Origin of the sequence: Belliella marina (assembly GCF_042682445.1) — a bacterium.
Taxonomy (GTDB): Bacteria; Bacteroidota; Bacteroidia; order Cytophagales; family Cyclobacteriaceae; genus Belliella; species Belliella marina.
The window spans coordinates 117,800-137,348 of record NZ_JBHUHR010000021.1 but is presented as its reverse complement, the minus strand read 5'-3'; the positions used below and the strand labels follow the sequence as shown (position 1 = coordinate 137,348).

Sequence of the window (19,549 nt, the reverse complement as noted above, 5' to 3'; positions counted from 1 at the left end):
TACAGCGAGATGATGTTAACGCCGGTTCCTTCCAATTCGGCATCAAGAGTTTCGCTAAATGCCTTTACAAATGCTTTGGTGGCAGAATAAACAGAAAAATAAGGCATTGGTAAAAATGAAACAACTGAGCTTGCATTCATAATTCGACCAGATTTACGGCTGACCATATCTTGCGCAAAAAGCATGGTCAATACCACCAAACTGGAAACGTTTAATTGAATCATACTCAGTTCTTCTTCCAGTGGTGTTTCAATAAAATCACCATAGTTGCCAACACAGGCATTATTTACCAAGTGTGATACTTGGTAGTCTGCCGACTTGATTTCATTGAACAACTCAACCGCCTGATCGACAATGCTCAGATCCTTGGCAATGTAATGCACGGAAACTCCATACCTAATTTTGTTTCAAGAGTTGGTACAATCGCTGATTTATGAAAATATTCTCCTTCCCGATAGGTTGTGAAGTATAAGGTGAAGCGCCTTGATGATCCTTCCGGTTCGACCATTGCCGTCATAGAATGGATGAATACTTTCAAACTGGTAATGCTGTATTGCCATCCTGATTAGTGGTGACATTTCTTCAAATTCATCATTAATGAAATCCTACAGGTTTTACATCATCCTGATTATTAATTATTTATCATCCAGAGACGTATAGATGGTTTCGCCTGTAAGGTCGTTTTTTAAGGAAGTACCAGGTAGCTGCCTGATCCCGGCTTCATTCTCTTCCAAAATGGCTTGGATTCGGGCAATGCCATTGGTGTTCAGGAACCCTTTCGTTTTGATTTCTTCAAAACCATATAGTAAAGCTTCCCTGTATCTAAGGACTTCCTTGATAGCAGGACCCACTGACATAGACTTGGCTGCTAAAGCCTGATAGAGCTTATCGTGCGTAGTATTGATATTCTCTACTTCTGAACTGGCTTGCGCTTCTTTTAGTACTATGTCATTGATCAAAATACCCTGGTTTGGTAAAGTCCGAGCTAATCCTTTCAATTCAGCTAGAGCCACAGCCTTTTTACTTTCCTGCTTAAGAATCAGGAAAGTTTCTACCTTTTCCGCAGGTGGTGGCAAAAGAGGTAAATCATTGAATGACCTTGAGGGATCAATATTTTTCATCTCATGAACTACATGAGATGAAAATAAGTAAATTGGTACATGAAACAAATTATATGTCCCATCATGGTACATGAGATAAAAAATGGGAAATAGGATAAGGTAAAAATTCCGAGCTTTCGGGTTCTAATGAACCGCCGTTGTTGCGGCCGACAAAATGGACAAGCAAATAAAAAAGGGCAGATTTTATCTACCCTTTTTTATTTATATCCCACTCTATCTTCAGGTGGGGTGGCATCCATAACTATACTTTTTTATCATTTTGAAAATAGTATTAATTTAAATTTTGCTGCCTAAAAACATGTGGGGAAACACCGGCTGTCCGCTTAAATAAGCGTGAAAAATAATTGGGATTTTCGAAGCCCAGTGAGAAAGAAATCTCATTAATATTTAACTGTCCTTCTTTCAGTAAGTTTTTTGCCTCAGAGATTAAGTAAAGATGAATAAGATCCAAAGCAGTTTTTCCGGTTTCTTGTTTAAGCAGATCACTCAAATACCGAGGCGTTAAATTTAATTTTTGCGCTAATAACGCGACAGTTGGAAGTCCTAAATCATTATTTTCCCTATTTTCAAAATACGAAGAAAGAATATTATTAAACTTCGTAAATGTTGCTCCGGATAATTCCTCACGATTGATAAACTGCCGTTTGTAAAATCGCTGAGCATATTTAAGCAGGATATCCAGATGACTGATGATGATATCTTTACTATAATCATCAATATTGTTGCGACACTCTTTATCCATTGTTCGGATTAGCCCCCAAATCGTTTTTTCTTCTCTTGGCGTTAGATGTAAAGCCTCGTTAACATCATAATCAAAGTAATGATATTTCTTTATCTCAGTGTGTAATGGTGTTCCTAATAAATAGTCTTCGTGAATAAGTATAAGGCAACATGCTTCTTCAAGACGAATATCCTTAAACGTAACGTACTGGCGGGGTTTGATGAATGACATTTTTCCGAGATCATGATCATATTTCGTTTTGCCATATAACATACTTCCTGACTGTAGCTGTTTAAAACCGATGATATAGAAATCTGCTGTAAACTCTACATGACCTTCCCAATGATCATTTTTGTCACCATATAAAATACTGAACATCGGATGTTCCGGTGGTTTATTGCCGGCAGCCTGAGCGAAGGCGCCAATAGTATTGAAGTGGTTCATATTCAATTGATGTAATCAGGCCCCAGCCAACCGGGGCCTGCGTTTACAGATATTTAATTCCCTTGGGCTGCCTCAGAAACATCTTGCCAGGCTTCCCAAGTTTTCATACGTTCACCATAGGTGTGTTTTATCCATTGAAAGCCAACTCGTCCCAAAATTAACCTTAAAGGAGGTTGTTCCGCATCGATAAGCCTAAACATGGCTTTAATTGTAGCTTCAGACACACCCAAATCTTCCGGTCTATTTGCATCTTTAAGTGCGGCCCTGATTTCATCATATAAACCGATAGGCTCACTTTGAGCTCCGGAGGATGTGCTAAATTCAGTAAGATATCCGTTGGGTTCTACCAGAGTCACTTTGATTCCAAAACCGGCCACTTCACTTGCCAGGCTTTCGCTAATGGCCTCAACAGCAAATTTGGAAGCGCTATAAATGCCTGTTGTAGGAAAGGCAACCAATCCCAATGCACTCGAAACTTGGATAATATGTCCGGAATTTTGGTCCCGCATTATTGGGATAATCGCTTGGGTTAACCACAACACTCCAAATAAGTTAGTTTCCATTTGAGCTCTCACCTCATTCTCGGTTAATTCCTCGATTGCACCAAAATGTCCGTATCCTGCATTATTAATTAATACATCAATGGCTCCAAAATGGTTCTTTGCCTTTGAAATTGCTTCAAAGGCTGCTTTTTTATCCGTAACATCTAATTGTAAGACCAGTAAATTTTCCTGATATTCTGACGCCAAGTCTTTTAATGATTCTGTATTTCTTACTGTTGCTACAACATTATCGCCACGTTTAAGAAAAGCTTCAGTCCAAATTTTTCCGAATCCTCGGGATGCACCTGTAATAAAAATTGTTTTTTTCATTGTCCTATATTTTATCGTTTAATTATTGAGACAAATCTCCGTCAATTACTCCTATCTATTATGATACAAAAGTGGGCAATAATGAAACGTTTTAACGAAAACCAACATCCTAAAGCCAGGGTATATCTGTGTTTATAGCTATGGCTAAAAGGGAGATAGTTCCAGTTGTTACTATCCCCATTATCATCGCAAAAAGAATTTTTCTTTTCATATATCAGGCTTCAATGTTCATTTCAGGAAATCAGTATCTTGATATGCCGGATTCGGGTACTTATAAAAACCTTCCCCTGTAGCTATACCGAGCTTGTTTTTATCAATAAAATTTTCTTTCACGAAATCCCGTCTTTTTTCCCATATCTCATCACCGGTTAATTCTGCATATGATTTAGTGACATTATATGCGGTGGCCATTCCTACAAGGTCTGCCATAGCCATTGGACCCAAATCAGCTCCCAAGGTTTTCATCCAGGTCTTGTCAATAAATTCCGCATCGGCAACACCATTCCGGTATAAATCCAGACCTGCCATCAACCAAGGCACTAGAAGTGAGTTCATGACATAACCGGGCTGTTCTTTATAGATCGGTATGGTAACCATACCAATCGTTTTGGCAAATTGAACGACTTCGCCAAAAATTTCAGGATCTGTGCCGGAATGTCCCATAATCTCAGCTACATTATTCTTCCATAAATAATTGGCAAAGTGCAGCGCTAAAAATCGCTCCGGTCTACCTGTTTCATCAGCAAACTGACTTGGCAACAGTGTAGATGAATTGGTGCAGAAAATTGTTTTTGCCGGAGCCAGATGGCTTAGCTTGATATAAAAATCTTTCTTTATTTGAATGCTCTCAGGAATCGCTTCAATGGTGAGGTCAGCATCTTTTACCGATACGGCCAAATCTGCTGTAAAGCTTACTCTTGATACAGCGGCATCCAAATCTGTAAGAGTGGCGTTTACATCTTGTTGGTACATTGGTTTAAACTGTTCGAATTTCAGCTTTGCCTGCTCCAACAGTTCTTCCTTTATATCGAATAATGTAACATGATAACCGTGGTAAGCAGCGTGAAAAGCAATCTGTGCACCCAATACACCAGATCCAAATACTGTGACGTTTTTAATTTTCATAATATTAATTTTAAGTGTTTTGTTTAATAGGTTTTTCGAGAGCATTTTTTTTTATTTACTCTGAGTTCATTAGAAAATCACACTTTAAACCGACTGTATCTGACGTATGTAGTCTTCTATTGCTCTTTTGGAAACAGCTGCATCTGGTGCCATAAAATCAAAACCGTGTGGTGCCCCTTGATGTATATGAAACTCAATTGGAACGCCGGCTTTTGCCAATTTACCGGCATATTCCAAATTCTCATTCCGGAAAATATCCAAATCACCTACTGAAATAAAAGCGGATGCCAAACCTTCAAATTCAAGAAGGCGACCAGGCGAAGCTATAGCAGAAATACCATCTTTACCCCGATCCTCTCCAAGTGATGCAGTCCATCCCGTATCGTTGTTGTCATAGGTCCAAACAGCAAAAGGTAGCAGCCGCTCATCAGGAATCATTATACGGTCATCCAGCATGGGATAAATTAAGATTTGACGAGTAAGCTGAACCTTACGGTCACGTGCAAGAATAGCCACTGCTGCAGCAATACCACCACCTGCGCTGTCGCCCATAATAGCAATTCGATTTTCATCTATCTCTAAATCAACTGCTTGTTTCTTTAACCAAGTCAAGGCACTGAAAACTTCTTCTGCTTGTACATCACCCTGCACTTCTGGAGAGAGGTGATAATCTACAGAAAGAAAAGGAACGCCTGACTTGTAAGCAAAATGGGAAACGATTCGATCATACGATTCTACTGAGCCTGAAACCCTACCGCCACCATGCACATAAACAATTGCTGATCCAGAAACCACTTTTCCTGGAGGACTATACCAACGCAATTTAATCTCCGTACCCGCACTTGTCCTGATATTAAAATCTTTCGTACTAACCTCTGGGTGGATTGGGAAATTTTGACTTAAAATTGCATAGAATCCATTTATAGTTTCTCTTAATATTCGCCAATCAGCCTTTTCCGGCAATTCTCCCGTAGGAAGCATAGCGAAGAAATTTGAGATTGCCTGTCCTATTTCCGGATCCAAACTATAGCCTTTAGTTTGTGGCAAGTGAGTTGCTTTATTCGATTGATTATTATCCATTTTATTTGCAGGTTTATGTTTCTTTATATTTATTTTAAGTAAGCCCGAATATCCCTTTGCTATTAGCATGGTTTTGTTTTCGTTCCAAATCTCACATTCTACATTTATTATTAGTTTTCTTTTTTTGATAATGCTTGTGTCAGCTATAGTTAAAGGAAAGTTGCTCCAATAACATCATCTACAATAGATCAAGTGACTTCTCCAGAAGTGTCACCATAGGATTAGTCATTTCTTTTCTTATCTATTCTGTACTGTAGAGCTTCAAGCTAATCCATATATAATTTGTATTTATAGCTATCGTTACCATCAAAGAGATAGTCACTGCGTTTTAATTAGTTGATTGTTTTTCCGCCTGCTCTTTCAGCTTTATCAACCAATCCTGAAGATCTTTACTAACCATATTTGGTGCAAAAATTTTCTCCATTTTTGTTTTAGGTCCATTTTGGGTTTCGTTTGAAACAACTTTACAACCATCTTCGGTCGGGATTATCATCCACGCATTGTACACGGTCATTTTTTTATTATCGGTTTCGCCTAACCAAGCAATATTGTGTGGAGGATCGAATTCCTTGATGGTTGACGTGAATTTCCCTGCCGGATTCCAGATAAAAACACTGGACGGATTAAGCTTATCTTCAGGTGAATTGAGCAGCTCAATACCTTCAGCTTTTTTGTGCCATTCCGGCCATTTGGCAGCATGGATGAAAATATCCCAAACCTCTTGAGGCGAAGCTTTAATGTCTATTTCATTGTGTATGAAAAAATCTGATTCTGTTGGTTTAAACCCTTCTGGCCAGTTGATTTTTTCGGAATAAGGCAAACTTGATTGGACTACTTTTTTGTGTGAATAACAAGAGGAAAGCAGTAATGATATACCCGTTAAGCTAATGAGTATAAATAATTTTGTTGTTTTCACTGTATAGGATATTTTATTTACCACTTATTTATTTTTGACTGGCTAAACCCTTCTTAATCTTCATCATAATACCATCAGGTACAAAATTTGGGAGTTTAGAATTAAACCAGTTTTGAAAGCCTACAACTTTTTTTCCATTTCCTTCCAGTAAATGCTTTACACCTTGTACTGCCACTTCCTTGGGATGCATCGGCTTGGTTTTGTGAAGATTGGTAGATTGCATTTCTTTTGTAGTAAAACCAGTATCCACCGTGCCTGGATACAGCGAGATGATGTTAACGCCGGTTCCTTCCAATTCGGCATCAAGAGTTTCGCTAAATGCCTTTACAAATGCTTTGGTGGCAGAATAAACAGAAAAATAAGGGAATGGTAAAAATGAAAGCACAGAGCCTACATTCATAATTCGACCAGATTTACGGCTGACCATATCTTGCGCAAAAAGCTTGGTCAATACCACCAAACTGGAAACGTTTAATTGAATCATACTCAGTTCTTCTTCCAGTGGTGTTTCAATAAAATCACCATAGTTGCCAACTCCGGCATTATTTACCAAGTGTGATACTTGGTAGTCTGCCGACTTGATTTCATTGAACAACTCAACCGCCTGATCGACAATGCTCAGATCCTTGGCAATGTAATGCACGGAAACTCCATGTTTTGAAGTCAATTCCCCCTGCATCACTTCCAGTTTATCCTCGCTGCGTGCAGCGAGGATAAGGTTGTACTTTAAGGCCGCAAGCTGTTGGGCCATTTCATAGCCAATCCCTGAGGAGGCTCCGGTAATTAAAATATATTCCTTCATTTCATTTTGATTTTAATGTTTGATTATTAATTATTTAGTAACTCTTTTTTTCCAACAACCTCAATCACAGGAGGAATCAACATGTAAACCACTGTACACACGAGAAATGCCAGGAGTGTAGAGCTTATCAATCCGCCCATCAGTACCACCACCAATCCCGAGTACAATGGATTGGCATCCATTATCAATGGTACCAGAGCCAATGTAGCAGTCAGGGTAGTCAGGGTAATGGGAACGAATCTTGTCTTAGCAGCCGTTTTGATTGCCTCCATCAGTTCAACTCCCTCAGACCGGAGCTGATTGGTAAAATCCACCAACAGGATGGAATTCTTTATTTCAATTCCTATAAGTGCAATAAACCCTACCGCCGCCGTAAAGGACAATGGATTGCCCGTAAGCCAAAGAGCGACTAAGGCGCCTATCATCCCCAGAGGTATTACCGAAAGTACAATCAATGAACTTTTGAGGGATCCGAATTCAAGAATTAAGATCAACAAAAAGAGCACTCCGGAGACCAAACCGACAACTTCCATTCCTGAAAAGGCGTCGTCTTTGTTTTCGAGTTCTCCGGCAGCTTTGTAATAATACCCTTCCGGAAATTCCACCTTGTCAAGTTCTGCCAAGACGTTTGAATTGAGCGTTGCGTAGTTCACTCCACTTACCGCATGGGCATTTACGGAAGTATACCTGGCTTCATCATAATGGTAGATTATCGAAAAATCCGACTCGAACGTAATGTCTGCCACCTGTCGCAAGGGAATAGCCTTCCCTGTGTGGGAATAGACATACAGATTATCCAGGACCTCCATTGTAGCAAATTTTTCACGGGGCACCGTGGCCACAATATTGATTTTATCCTCCCCTTCTCCTTTGGAATATCTTGCAATGGGCAGACCTGCTATGGCCATCCTTACCGTCTGGTCGATAGTTGCTGTCGGTATTCCATACAATCCCGCTTTCTTCTTGTTGATACTGATCTTCAAGTCAGTTTTTTTGTTCGCTATAGGATTTGTGATATATGTAGAGCCGGGTGTATGCTCTATGATTTTCTCCACACGGAGTGAAAGGCTTCTTAGTGTATCAAGATTTTCACCAAAAATCCTGATTGCTACAGGTGCTTCCAACGGCGGCCCCTGCTCATAATCAACCACCTGAATCCTGGCGTTGGGATAATGGTTGAATTTACTCCGCAACTCATTGATGATTATTTCCTTTTCCTCATAAGTATGGGCCTCGGGCTGAACAAACAATTGGGCAAAATTGGGTTGCTGATTTCGCTGTCTCACGTTGTAATATACTGTGGGATTCCCCTTCCCTACATTGGAAGTGAAATAAGTGATATCAGTCCGCTCCAACAGCACGCCTTCAATGTATTGCACTACCCTGTCTGTTTCATCCAGATTGGCTGTGATGGGCAATTCCACATTGATCTGAAACTGCGCCTTTTCGGATTTTGGAAAAAGGCTAAACCCTATCACCGGGATCAATCCAAATGATGCGAGCAATAAACCTCCTGCCAGAATTATGGTAAGCCAAGGCTTTGCAAGCGCAGCATCCAGTACTTTCGAATAATAGTTGTCTATAAACCGCTGCAGCGCCCTCATAAAGATGTTTCCTTCACCCGTCCCAGTGTGCGTCTTCAATATACGGCTGGAAAGAAACGGCACAATAGTCAAGGAGACCAGCAAAGAAGCAACCACTGTCGTGACCACAGCGATCGGCAAACCCCTGATAAAATCCCCTGAACCACCCGGAAGGTACAATAGCGGAAGAAATGCAACCACCAAAGTGGCAGTAACCCCCACGACAGCCATTGCGATCTGTTTCACGGCTTCGATAGAGGCTTCTATTTTAGTTGCTCCATTTCTTAAGTACCGCTCGATGTTCTCTACCACCACAATCGCATCATCAACCAAAATCCCCAGTGCCACAATCAACCCCACAATACTGAGCTGGTTGATGGTATAGCCTAAACTATCCATCACAAACAGACCTATAGAAAGTGAAAGTGGAATGGAAATCATCACTACCACGGACGCACGTGTACCCAGTGGCAAAAGTGTAAGCATCACCAAAAAAATCGCAATGCCAAAATCTCTCGCGAAGCTCTTCAATCGATACTTCACGTTTTCGGACTGGTCAAAGTTCACGACCATATCTATATGATCCGGCAGGGTCGATTTGAATTTCTCAATGATCGGCCATGCATCATCACCTACATCGAATATGTTTTCTCCGTCTTTCTGACTGGCTGTTACCAAGACCGCTTTGTGTCCATTAAACCGGGTACGATGTTGCTCTTCTTCGTAGGAAAGATCTACAGTGGCGATGTCACGAAGCTTGATGATTTTGAAATTATCCGCGAAAACCACGGTATTGCGAATATCCTCCAGGTCTTCATAGTCACCACTCGTTTTCACATTGAACCTTCTGCTATTCATGTTTGTGGCTCCACCGGGAATGTTTAAGTCTTCGGATTGCAGTGCGCCATATATATAATCCAGGGGTATTCCTTGTTGGGCAAGTTTTTGCAGATTCAGTTCTACCCTTACTTCCTGCTCGGGATATCCCCAAGTTTCCACTTTTTTGAATCCCGATACTTTTTTGAGTTCATCTTGAAATTTCTTCGAAATTTTTCCCATTTCTGCATAGGAAGCTGTCTCTGATATAAGCGCTATTTGGAAAATATTGACATCCGAGGAGTTGAACTCTTCTACTTCCAAAAGATAAATGTCATTTGGAAGCTCGTTTCTGGCGGCATTGACTTCCCGTACCAGCTGAGAGTACTTTTCATCGCGGTCCACATCAAAATCAAACTCCACATCAATCACAGCAAGACCATCTTCTATAGTACTTCTGAATTTTTTAAGGTCATCAAGTTCATTGATGCGGTTTTCCAAAGGCTCTACTATCTGGTCCTCCATATCGAGCGGAGATGCTCCGGGATAGACTGCTATGACAAAGAAACGGGGGAAATTCACCTCCGGATCTTCTCCCCTTGGCATATTTACCAGGGAGTTAACGCCCAAGGCCAGAATGGCCAACAGACATACCATGGTAAATGAGGCGTTCTTTACAAAAAAAGATATAACGTTTTTCATTTTTTTCTACTGTTAAGAATTAAAGACCCCCACTGACATTTCCCCTCTCATCAACCACTTTGACTGTGGAATATTCAGTCAGATATCCCGATCCGGCCGAGATCACATGCTGGATGTTTTCAAGACCATTTTTTATGGCAATCTTATTGTCCAGTAGGAAGGCTACTTCTATTGGGATTTTCTTTATGCTGTCCTTACCGTTCATGGCAAACACAAACCCCTTTGTGCCTGAACCTTCTACCAGTGCTTCTACAGGGATTACCTTATAAGTTTCTGATTGCGAAGGAATAATCTTGGTTTCGGCAAACAAACCCGGGGCGAACTTATTCCCTTTGGGATCCACTTGGATTTCCACCTGATAAGACCCGTTGGTGGGGTCGGCTCCTGTGGCCATTCGGATGACTGAACCTTCAAATTCAGTTTCGGGATAGGCATCAAACAATAGGCTGGCCTTATCTCCTTCTTTTAGCCTTACCCAATCTTTATCAGCAATGCCAACTTGCAGTTTCCACTGGTCATCACCGGTGTCGTTCATGAAAAATATTGGCATTCCAGGAGCAACCAACTCACCTCTATTTTTCATTTTTTTCACGATGCTACCATTGGATACCGCCCTGATTTCGGCAAATCTTTGATTAAATTCTGCGATTCGTAGCCCTTCTTTTGCTACATTCAACACAGTGGTGAGATCTTGGAGGTTTTCTAATGTAGCGACACTGTCAGCGTACAGGTTTGTTATCCTTGAGAGATCTCTTTCGGCTTTTCCAACCCCATTTTGGGCTTGGACGACCTGGGCATTGATTTCTGTCAGGTCTAGTCTGGCAAGAAGTTGTCCCTTCTTTACGGAATCCCCTTCTTTTACAAATATTTCTTGAATAATGCCGCCTATTTTAAATGACAATACGGCTTCCGTTTCTGAAAACAATAAACCCGAGGCATATACAGGTTGCGTCATTTGTTTACTCTCAACGGTGTAAAGATTCACAGCCACTTCATGGTTTCCCTGCACATTGGTTTCAGTGTTTCCGCAGCTTAGTAGCGCTGCCGTAAGTGCAAAAGCTGTATAATTCCCTATTGACTTTGGCCTGCTTTTCATTTGATTCATTTTGTTTATGATTATTCCTTCTTCGATATTTTCTGTCAGAATGAGTTTATTCTTTGTTCTTATTACTATGGTGTTTTTAGGCTTATCTTCGGCTCCGGAAGTCTCTTCAGCGACCAATGGAGGTGATCCTGACTTCATATTTCTAGTCATTTAGATTAAATGTTGCATTGGCTCTTTCTATCTCTGCAGATTTGATATAGGTATCAAAAAGCGAGATATTCAGTTGCAGCTCGGCCTGTACCTGTTGATTATGTGCGTCCAACAATTCGATAAACAGAACCTGGTTTTCCCTATACATTTTTTGCATGTCTGAATAATATTTTTGAGAGGTACCATAGGCCTTTACTGCGGAATTGTAACTCACAACCGAAGCTCTATAGCTGTTGATCGCAGTAGTCAGATGAAGCCTCAGCTGCTGTTCTACATAGTCGGTTTGGGATTGTATTATTCGGTTTTCAAGTTCCACCTGCTTGATTTTATAGGTATTTTTTCCCGCACCAAACAACTCCCATTGCATCGAAACTCCGAAAAAAGAATAGCGGGTTTTATTGTCAAATTTCCAGTCAAACCCCTGTGAACCCAAATCGAGAAAGGTGCTGATTTTAGGGACAATAAATGATTTTGACATACCTTCTACCTGCTTATTGATACTTGCTGCAATGCTGAGCTTTCCCAGTTCTTCCCTTTGTGAAATAACATCCCCATCCTGGATGGCAATAGCTACATCCCTGTAGGAATCATCAATGAGAATACTTTCTGTTAAGTCTCTGTTCAGTAAGAAGTTGAAATACGCCTTTGCCGAATTTGTGTTTTGGCGGCTGGTTTCCAGGAGCGCAATGTAGCGGGCGATTTCGTTGTCTGCCCGGAACAGCACCGTTCTGTTTACTTTACCGTTTGCAAACAATGACTCATTGATACGTTTGTTCTCGATGACCAGCTCAAGTGCTGATTCATAGATCTTTATGGACTGATCCGATTGGAGGTATTGAAAATATGCCTGTTTGATTTCTTTGGCAAGTTCACGCTTGTATAAGGCTATTTCCACCTGCTGCAGCGAAACTTGTTCCCGCTTGATTCTTCTGTTATAAGCTATCTCCCTATTCAATAGGGGAAGGGTGGTGCGGAACTTGGCATCATAGAAATTATTTGGATTCAGCAAAATGCTTTCGTTCTCGATTTGTGGGAAATTGCTGCTGTTGGTGAGTTGGTTCAAGGTACCATATACAGGATTCAGCATATCACCTGCGGGAAAATCCACTGTTCGTCCCCCATCTGCAAGGAAATAATCTGTATGGAAGGCCACATTAGGCAGAAATAGCGATTTGGCTTCTTTCAATGCGTATATACTTTTCTCCAAAGCGATACCCTGCTGCTGGATGCTTTGGTTCTTGGCAAACCCCTCTTGGATGTACCCATCAAGAATGGTTTGGCCAAACCCGGAGTTTGCGTACATGGAAAACGCTAAGAATGCAACTACTTTTATATTCATTGAATTATGTTATTTATTTGAACTATGTTCATTAGAAGGTAAAATTTTTTTAGCTAGGAATTATCCATCATCAAAATAAACTCGTCGTAAGCACTGGAAAGCATCGTTTCCGGCTCTTTTAGATCTACTCTATTTATCCGTTGACCTATATGCAAAGAAGCCATTCCGTGCACAGTACTCCAGAATATAAAAGCAAGAGGTTCCAATTGATGTCCTTTAAAATGCCCCTCTTCTATGCATTGATTCACGGTAGACCGCAATACATCAAAAGTTGCCTTCCCTTCACTCCATACTCCTTCATGCAGGGATTCCAAACATTCCATAGGCTCTCTCATATGGAACATAAGTTCATACATATCCGGATTCTCAACAGCGAATTTTAGATAAACACGTCCTAAAGCTTTCAACCTTTCCAACGGATCGGATACATTGAAAAGCACCCTCATTTCCCCTCCCAAGTGCCTAAAGCCTTGACTATGCAGTTCGTGTAGGATTTCCTTTTTGTCTTTAAAGTATACATATACCGTCCCCACACTGTATTCAATAGCACTGGCTATGTTACGGATTGTAGTCTGCTCTATTCCCTTCTCAGCAAACAGCTTTTTGGCCGCCTGAAGAATGAGCTTTTTGAGTTCCTCCTTTTCTTTTGCTTTTCTTTCTGCTGATCCCATAATTGATTATTGACTTCGCAAAGATAAATGAACACTGTTCAATTTTCCGAATTTTTTCTTATTTTTTTTTTAGAAGAATAGCAAATTCCCGAAATTAAGATCCATCAATATAGTTTCCCAAGCCAATGCCAGAAATAGAGTGATTATATTTTTGTTAAACTAAAATCAAAGTAAAAAGACTTTGAATCCGCCACACCATAAACGAGTATCGTCTTGTGAGCTTCTTTAAAATGCTTGGATCATGCTGATAACTTAATCGACCTTTAATTCTTGTTAAATAATACTGTCATCCGACAAAAACACTGCGTGTTTTAGTGATCTTGAAAAAATACAATAGCGAGGTTTTACACCTCACTAAAATTTATGATGTTAGAAGTTACCACACTAAAAAGCATCATGTCCAAAAATACGAATCTAGCGGGCCAACCGGTAATTTATCAGCTACTTTCTTTTCTTCCCCGTGAAATTGCTGACTTCTGTGTGCCTGTACACTAGAGTGACAGGTACTATAAAACCATGACCACCTGGAAGCAACTTGTATTTATGCTTTACGGAGTTGCCACCAAGTGCTATTCGCTAAACAGCCTTTGTAAAAACCTGCTTTTTCTCGAAGACTGGATAACACATTTTGGTTTAGAGAATAATATTTTTCATAGATCTTTTATTTCAAACATTTAAGAGAAAACTGGTTTTTTATATCAAGAATTGTGACTTTTATTAAGTTGAAAACAAGTACTTTTTCTACTTCGAAATAAATTTCTTTTCTTTAATAAATGGATTTACAGTTTTTAGTTTTAACACTTTCGTTAGTAGCTATTTGGTTATTTAAGCAATGGATGTTTTCCGGAAAACGAATACGAAGACGGGATTACTACAGAAATGTTTATCTTAAATCAGATGAGTGGCAACGCAAACGACATGTAGTATTAAAAAGAGACAATTGGCGCTGTGTTTATTGTAATGAGCCAGCAACAGAAGTACATCACAAACGATATGCCCAGAGAAGAATAGGAAAAGAACCAATCAAATGGCTAATCTCAGTTTGTAAACAATGTCATAATTCCCTTCACAGTTAATTTAAAGCAAACTCAAATGTTTATTTAATACATAAATTTGCTCATTTTAGACAGACTCAAGGCTTTGGATTGTGACACTTGATTAAGAAAAGCTTCCTGTAAACATAATTTGACCAAAACCACCACAGACTGTGGTCTTATGCCTTGTGGAACAATTCTCTTATAATTATATATTCAATGTTCAAATATGATGTACGCATATAATCACAATACCAAACAAAAAACTATTCCATAATGAAGAATTAAGCAATAGAAATCAAATATTAAAAATCCGTCAATTGCATGATGGATTACAGGTAAGTTATGAGATGGGATTTCCAGAACTCAAGTCTTCATTTTTTACACAGAGTTTACATTAAATTGACATTGTTTAATTCACCATGATATAAATTATCACAACCACCTATTATTCAGCAACTTGTAAATTCTAGCATTAGCTTCTTAGACAATAATTCATTTTCTTTACACAATAATTAACAGAGTTGTTTTCAATTCTTGCGTTATTTGAGGACAATGAACATTAAACCCATAATTTTTTTCTTATTTTACGCCCTTTTTGTGCAATTTACCCATGCACAGAATGAAAGCTATATTATCAATAGTTTAACGATTGAAAATGGTTTGTCAAACAACCATGTGACTTCTGTATTGGAAGATTCAAAAGGGTTTATTTGGATAGCCACTTACGATGGTTTGAATAGATGGAATGGGTATAGTTTTGAAACCTTTAAAAAAGAAAGTAGCAATCCAAATTCCCTTTCAGGTAATTTCCTTCTAAATCTGGCAGAGGACAAAAAAGGTAATATATGGATCGGAACCAACAATGCTGGTTTGGTAAGGTATAATGTTTCTGAAGAGAAGTTTTACAGGTATTTTACTGATCCTTCCGAAGAGACATCTATCCCGGGAAATATTATCAGAAGTATCAAAATAGATGAAAATGACAATGTTTGGGTTGGTACAAATTATGGGTTAGCAAAATTCCAACCCCAAAATAACAATTTCAAGCGCTATCAATTTCCGACAGGAATGGCTTCAGAATTGATTTTAGACACAAGAAGGATCATTAGCTCAGGGATAGATGAGATCATTGTCCAAAACAGCTTAGGTCTATTCACTGTTAATATCCAAAATGATTTAATTCAGAAATTGAATTTTGTAATTGAAGGATTTGAAGGGGTTACCTTCAAAAATAATGAACCACTTTTCTATGACAGTTTCGGTAATTTTTGGATCGGAAGCAGTGTTGGGCTGATCAAAAAAGACACATTGGGCAATGTTGAGGTCTTTAGAAATTCCCCAAATGACTCAAAAGGAATTAGCAGTGTAAATATTTCATGTATTTATGAAGATAGTCAACGGAATTTGTGGGTAGGAACGAGCAATAAGGGTGTCAATCTTTATGATCGTTCAAAAAATAGGTTCAGTGTTTTCCAGGAGAAAACGATCGGATCCAATAGCATCAGTAATAATATCATAACGCATATTGTCGAAGATTCACAAGCGAATTTATGGGTTTCAACCCAAGAAGGTGGTTTAAATATATTAAATAAAAACTCAAGTCCTTTTTCGTTTTACATCCACAATCACCTGGATGAAAACTCCCTAAGCAGCAATAAAGTCGGTTCTATTTTTGAAGATGAATCGGGAGAGATTTGGATAGGGACGAAAGATGGAGGTGTCAACCAATTCAAAAAATCATCAGGGGAATTCAAAAGGAATTTTGTCAAAACCCCACTTGTATCTTCCAGTATTTTGGGGCTTGAGAGTGCAGATAAAAACAGCCTTTTTGCCACTGGCTGGGACTTGGGTTTGTTCAAGTTCAATAAAAAAACAGGAGAGTCGATAAATTTGATGAAGGACGCTAATACTTTCGGTAAATCATTGTCTCCAAATATCAAAGGCATCACCAAAGATTCCAATGGGAATGTGTGGCTTGCTTCTCACGAGAAGCGGGGTATTACAGTCTATGATTCTAATACTGGCATGTTTTACAACTCAGAAAACCCAGGGCCATTTGACCCGGTTTTATTGGGAATTGAATATGCTGTTTCTTTTTTGGAGGACAGCAAGAAAAGACTTTGGGTTGTTTCATATGCAGGAATTTATGTTTATGATTCAAAACTGCATGCGTTCAAAAATATAGGGGGAGACATTTCTTCCTTGAGTTCCAATTACTGTTTTGACATCCTTGAAGATTCAAAAGGCAATATTTGGGTGGGAAGTTCTGCTGGACTTGACCAAATAATCCATGATGGTGATGGGATGAGATCAATAAGGTGGAATGATAAACTGGATTTACCCATAAATGTAAAAAGTATCCTTGAGGATGATAATGGTTTGATTTGGCTAAGTTCAAATCAAGGCTTGACAAAGTTTGATCCAGAAACACATCAAATCAAACACTACAGAATCAATAAAGAAATCCCCAATCAGGAATTTTATGAGCGCTCACGGATGAAATCTGATTCTGGAGAGCTTTATTTTGGAGGAATCAATGGTTTATTGCATTTCCATCCTGATAGTTTATTTGAAAATGATCCAGATCCACGATTGTATTTGGTGGATTTTCAGCTTTTCAATAAGTCCCAAAAGGTAAACCAAGAAAAGTCTCCATTGAAAAAGACTGTTACAGAAACTGACTTCATTGAATTGAGTCATGACCAATCTGTCATGACATTTGAATTTGCGGGACTAAATTTCAAACCGTTTCAAAGGCTGGAATATGCTTACAAAATGGAAGGTTTTGATGATCAATGGTATTTTGTCGGAGAGAAGAGATTTGCAACCTACACAAACCTTCCTCCAGGAAAATATAATTTCCGGGTACAGCTTGCCGAAGGTAACAACTTACTGGAAGCAGGAACTTCAGTGGAATTATTCATTCACCCTCCTTTTTGGAAAACTCCGGTTGCTTATGCATTTTATCTTCTCCTGATAATTGCCATTTTCTATTTTTTCAGAAAGAGTATTTTGTACAGGGAACAACTCAGAAATGAATTGAAATTGGAAAAGATCCAAATTAAAAATGTCACTGAAACCAATTTGATGAAACTGAGATTTTTCACGAATGTTTCCCATGAGTTCAGGACCCCCCTCACATTGATCAAAGCCCCCATTGAGAAGTTGCAATCCAATGGGGATTTGGCTGAAGATGAAAAGAAGTATCATTTTGGTTTGATTCAAAGAAATGCAGAGAAGCTACTCAAACTGGTAGATCAACTGATGGACTATAGGAAAATGGAGGCTGGAAGTTTGGTGCTTGAAACTTCCCAAGGTGACATTGTAGAGTTTGCCCAAAAAACATGGTCTATTTTTGAAGTTTTGGCTGTAAAAAATAACATATCATACACTTTTGAAGCAAAAATCGAAAAACAAATCATGAGTTTCGATGCCGATAAACTTGATAAAATCATCAGCAACCTGTTGTCCAATGCATTCAAAAACACAAGAGAAAATGGGAACATAGTGCTTACTATCGAAAAAATCGAAAGAAATGAAAATCAAGAGCCTTACATTTTAATTTCAGTGAAAGATGACGGGGTAGGTATTCCCAAAAAAGATTTGAAAAAGATATTCGATAGGTTTTACAGTGCACAGAGAAATGAAAATGATGTTACAAAAGGCACAGGGATTGGTTTGGCTCTTTCTCAAGAATTGGCTGAATTACACCACGGCAATATTTCTGTAGTTTCCAAAAAAGGAGAAGGAGCAATATTCTCATTGATGTTACCTGTGAAAAATCTAATACAACCTTTTATCGAATTCCCAAAACCTGAAGCTTCACAAGTTGTCAAAAACAATATAATTGAAAGAGTAATTAATTATAGCATAATTGGGGAAAAAGAACTTTCATTGCCAAGAGTTTTAGTTTTGGAAGATGATGAAGAATTGGCAGCTTTTATATACAATGAACTTGCAGAAAAATTTGACGTGATTTTGGCCAAAAACGGTATTGAAGGTTTGGAAAAAGCAGTCATAGACATTCCCCAAATCATCATAAGTGATATTACAATGCCTGAAATGGATGGTTTGGAATTTTGCAAAAAAATCAAAGCAGACGAGCTCACCAGCCACATACCTGTGATTCTCTTGACTGCAAGATATTCCCAAGATGTGCAGTTGGAAGGTTTGGAATCAGGAGCTGATGACTACATCGTAAAGCCATTCAATGTTGAAGTGCTTAAATCGAGAATCAACAACCTTCTATCCTCGAGGAAGGAATTAGCCAAAAAATTTAGGGACAGCAGCAGTTTCAAATTTGACTCTGATAAAATTGAGGATAGTGATAGCAAACTGATTCACTCTATCATAAACATAGTGCTTGAGAATATTGAAGAAGAAAAAATTAACGCCGATTTTATTGCAGAAAGGGTGAATATGAGCAGAACTTTGGTATATCTAAAAATAGAAGCACTTACGGGCCAATCTGTAAATGAATTCGTCAGAAACATCAGACTGAAGAAATCCAAACAGTTGTTGAAAGAGAATTCCAGAAACATCACAGAAATAGCCTATGCAGTTGGTTTCAGCAGCCAGTCTTATTTTTCAAGATCCTTCGTAAAGCAATTTGGGATTACCCCCAAGGAATACCAGCAAAGAGAAAAAAAGTGACCTAATACCAATAGGCGTACTTGAATCAAAAAACCACTTTTGGCAACTTGGCTTTTTCTTATATCAGGAATGATTTTTTAGATCCAAAAAAGTAAACTTATCATCGGCAACAACCTAAGGTTAATTCCTTGGGCGGAAGGAGTAAAAAAAGATGAGCTTAAAACTGGAATTGATAATAGCGGGAATTGATCAAAATCTAAGGAAACAATACTTCAAACCCCAAATCCTACGCAACTAAACAAATTGCTGAATTGATCAAAAAAAATCCTTATTCAGGTTTCTGATGTCATTACCCGAGTACCCTACAGGCGTTCAGTAGCTCAAGCTATATAAATGATTTCATAATTTAAAGTGTGAAATGAATCTGTCAGCCAAACAATAGAAGACTATATGTATATCCGCTTCCTTACCT

The 19,549-nt window shown here is 38.9% G+C and carries 15 protein-coding genes and 1 pseudogene; 3 read left to right on the top strand and 13 right to left on the bottom strand.

Features of this window, described 5'->3' with window-relative positions:
• From ACFSKL_RS07475 to ACFSKL_RS07415, 13 genes are all read right to left on the bottom strand, one after another.
• Positions 1–383: SDR family NAD(P)-dependent oxidoreductase (locus tag ACFSKL_RS07475; protein WP_376884943.1), on the bottom strand; the 383-nt coding region annotated here is incomplete at its 3' end.
• A gap of 48 nt (positions 384–431) precedes the next feature.
• Entirely contained in the window at positions 432–578 is a 147-nt protein-coding gene (locus ACFSKL_RS07470; RefSeq protein ID WP_376884940.1) for a Fic family protein, read from the bottom strand.
• Positions 579–635: 57 nt separating this feature from the next.
• Positions 636–1,121, bottom strand: coding sequence for a Fic/DOC family N-terminal domain-containing protein (locus ACFSKL_RS07465; RefSeq protein WP_376884938.1), 486 nt, complete (start codon positions 1,119–1,121; stop codon positions 636–638).
• A 271-nt stretch (positions 1,122–1,392) separates the two neighbouring features.
• Positions 1,393–2,286: a helix-turn-helix domain-containing protein gene (locus tag ACFSKL_RS07460; protein ID WP_376884936.1), complete on the bottom strand. Its 894-nt coding sequence runs from the start codon at positions 2,284–2,286 to the stop codon at positions 1,393–1,395.
• A gap of 53 nt (positions 2,287–2,339) precedes the next feature.
• The gene (locus ACFSKL_RS07455) at positions 2,340–3,158 is read right to left on the bottom strand and encodes an SDR family NAD(P)-dependent oxidoreductase (RefSeq protein WP_376884935.1); all 819 of its coding nucleotides are present in this window, start codon (positions 3,156–3,158) and stop codon (positions 2,340–2,342) included.
• A gap of 228 nt (positions 3,159–3,386) precedes the next feature.
• Positions 3,387–4,283, bottom strand: coding sequence for a 3-hydroxyacyl-CoA dehydrogenase (locus ACFSKL_RS07450; RefSeq protein WP_376884933.1), 897 nt, complete (start codon positions 4,281–4,283; stop codon positions 3,387–3,389).
• 84 nt (positions 4,284–4,367) lie between these two features.
• Entirely contained in the window at positions 4,368–5,432 is a 1,065-nt protein-coding gene (locus tag ACFSKL_RS07445; protein ID WP_376884932.1) for an alpha/beta hydrolase, read from the bottom strand.
• Between the two features lie 259 nt (positions 5,433–5,691).
• Complete coding sequence (locus tag ACFSKL_RS07440; protein ID WP_376884930.1) at positions 5,692–6,279, bottom strand: SRPBCC domain-containing protein; 588 nt, start codon at positions 6,277–6,279, stop codon at positions 5,692–5,694.
• 28 nt (positions 6,280–6,307) lie between these two features.
• Positions 6,308–7,081 carry an SDR family NAD(P)-dependent oxidoreductase gene (locus ACFSKL_RS07435; RefSeq protein WP_376884928.1) on the bottom strand — a complete coding sequence of 258 codons (774 nt, stop codon included), beginning with the start codon at positions 7,079–7,081 and terminating at the stop codon, positions 6,308–6,310.
• A gap of 26 nt (positions 7,082–7,107) precedes the next feature.
• Entirely contained in the window at positions 7,108–10,182 is a 3,075-nt protein-coding gene (locus ACFSKL_RS07430; RefSeq protein ID WP_376884926.1) for an efflux RND transporter permease subunit, read from the bottom strand.
• A 19-nt stretch (positions 10,183–10,201) separates the two neighbouring features.
• On the bottom strand, positions 10,202–11,425 hold the full coding sequence (locus ACFSKL_RS07425; protein ID WP_376884924.1) for an efflux RND transporter periplasmic adaptor subunit: 1,224 nt from the start codon (positions 11,423–11,425) through the stop codon (positions 10,202–10,204).
• A 4-nt stretch (positions 11,426–11,429) separates the two neighbouring features.
• The gene (locus ACFSKL_RS07420; protein ID WP_376884922.1) at positions 11,430–12,776 is read right to left on the bottom strand and encodes a TolC family protein; all 1,347 of its coding nucleotides are present in this window, start codon (positions 12,774–12,776) and stop codon (positions 11,430–11,432) included.
• A gap of 53 nt (positions 12,777–12,829) precedes the next feature.
• Positions 12,830–13,447 (bottom strand): TetR/AcrR family transcriptional regulator, encoded by a 618-nt coding sequence (locus ACFSKL_RS07415; RefSeq protein ID WP_376884921.1) that lies wholly within the window; start codon positions 13,445–13,447, stop codon positions 12,830–12,832.
• A 507-nt stretch (positions 13,448–13,954) separates the two neighbouring features.
• Between ACFSKL_RS07415 and ACFSKL_RS07410 the strand changes: the two are divergent.
• From ACFSKL_RS07410 to ACFSKL_RS07400, 3 genes and pseudogenes are all read left to right on the top strand, one after another.
• Positions 13,955–14,125, top strand: a pseudogene (locus tag ACFSKL_RS07410) (DUF4372 domain-containing protein); the annotation flags it as partial.
• A gap of 95 nt (positions 14,126–14,220) precedes the next feature.
• Positions 14,221–14,523 (top strand): HNH endonuclease, encoded by a 303-nt coding sequence (locus ACFSKL_RS07405; protein WP_376884918.1) that lies wholly within the window; start codon positions 14,221–14,223, stop codon positions 14,521–14,523.
• A gap of 558 nt (positions 14,524–15,081) precedes the next feature.
• Positions 15,082–19,137, top strand: coding sequence for a hybrid sensor histidine kinase/response regulator transcription factor (locus tag ACFSKL_RS07400; RefSeq protein ID WP_376884916.1), 4,056 nt, complete (start codon positions 15,082–15,084; stop codon positions 19,135–19,137).
• Positions 19,138–19,549 lie beyond the last annotated feature (412 nt).

Bases quoted from the DNA above. Each gene is read 5' to 3' on its own strand.
- ACFSKL_RS07470 (WP_376884940.1), bottom strand. From the start codon at position 578: ATGTCACCACTAATCAGGATGGCAATACAGCATTACCAGTTTGAAAGT.
- ACFSKL_RS07465 (WP_376884938.1), bottom strand. From the start codon at position 1,121: ATGAAAAATATTGATCCCTCAAGGTCATTCAATGATTTACCTCTTTTG.
- ACFSKL_RS07460 (WP_376884936.1), bottom strand. From the start codon at position 2,286: ATGAACCACTTCAATACTATTGGCGCCTTCGCTCAGGCTGCCGGCAAT.
- ACFSKL_RS07455 (WP_376884935.1), bottom strand. From the start codon at position 3,158: ATGAAAAAAACAATTTTTATTACAGGTGCATCCCGAGGATTCGGAAAA.
- ACFSKL_RS07450 (WP_376884933.1), bottom strand. From the start codon at position 4,283: ATGAAAATTAAAAACGTCACAGTATTTGGATCTGGTGTATTGGGTGCA.
- ACFSKL_RS07445 (WP_376884932.1), bottom strand. From the start codon at position 5,432: ATGCTAATAGCAAAGGGATATTCGGGCTTACTTAAAATAAATATAAAG.
- ACFSKL_RS07435 (WP_376884928.1), bottom strand. From the start codon at position 7,081: ATGAAGGAATATATTTTAATTACCGGAGCCTCCTCAGGGATTGGCTAT.
- ACFSKL_RS07430 (WP_376884926.1), bottom strand. From the start codon at position 10,182: ATGAAAAACGTTATATCTTTTTTTGTAAAGAACGCCTCATTTACCATG.
- ACFSKL_RS07425 (WP_376884924.1), bottom strand. From the start codon at position 11,425: ATGAAGTCAGGATCACCTCCATTGGTCGCTGAAGAGACTTCCGGAGCC.
- ACFSKL_RS07420 (WP_376884922.1), bottom strand. From the start codon at position 12,776: ATGAATATAAAAGTAGTTGCATTCTTAGCGTTTTCCATGTACGCAAAC.
- ACFSKL_RS07415 (WP_376884921.1), bottom strand. From the start codon at position 13,447: ATGGGATCAGCAGAAAGAAAAGCAAAAGAAAAGGAGGAACTCAAAAAG.
- ACFSKL_RS07405 (WP_376884918.1), top strand. From the start codon at position 14,221: ATGGATTTACAGTTTTTAGTTTTAACACTTTCGTTAGTAGCTATTTGG.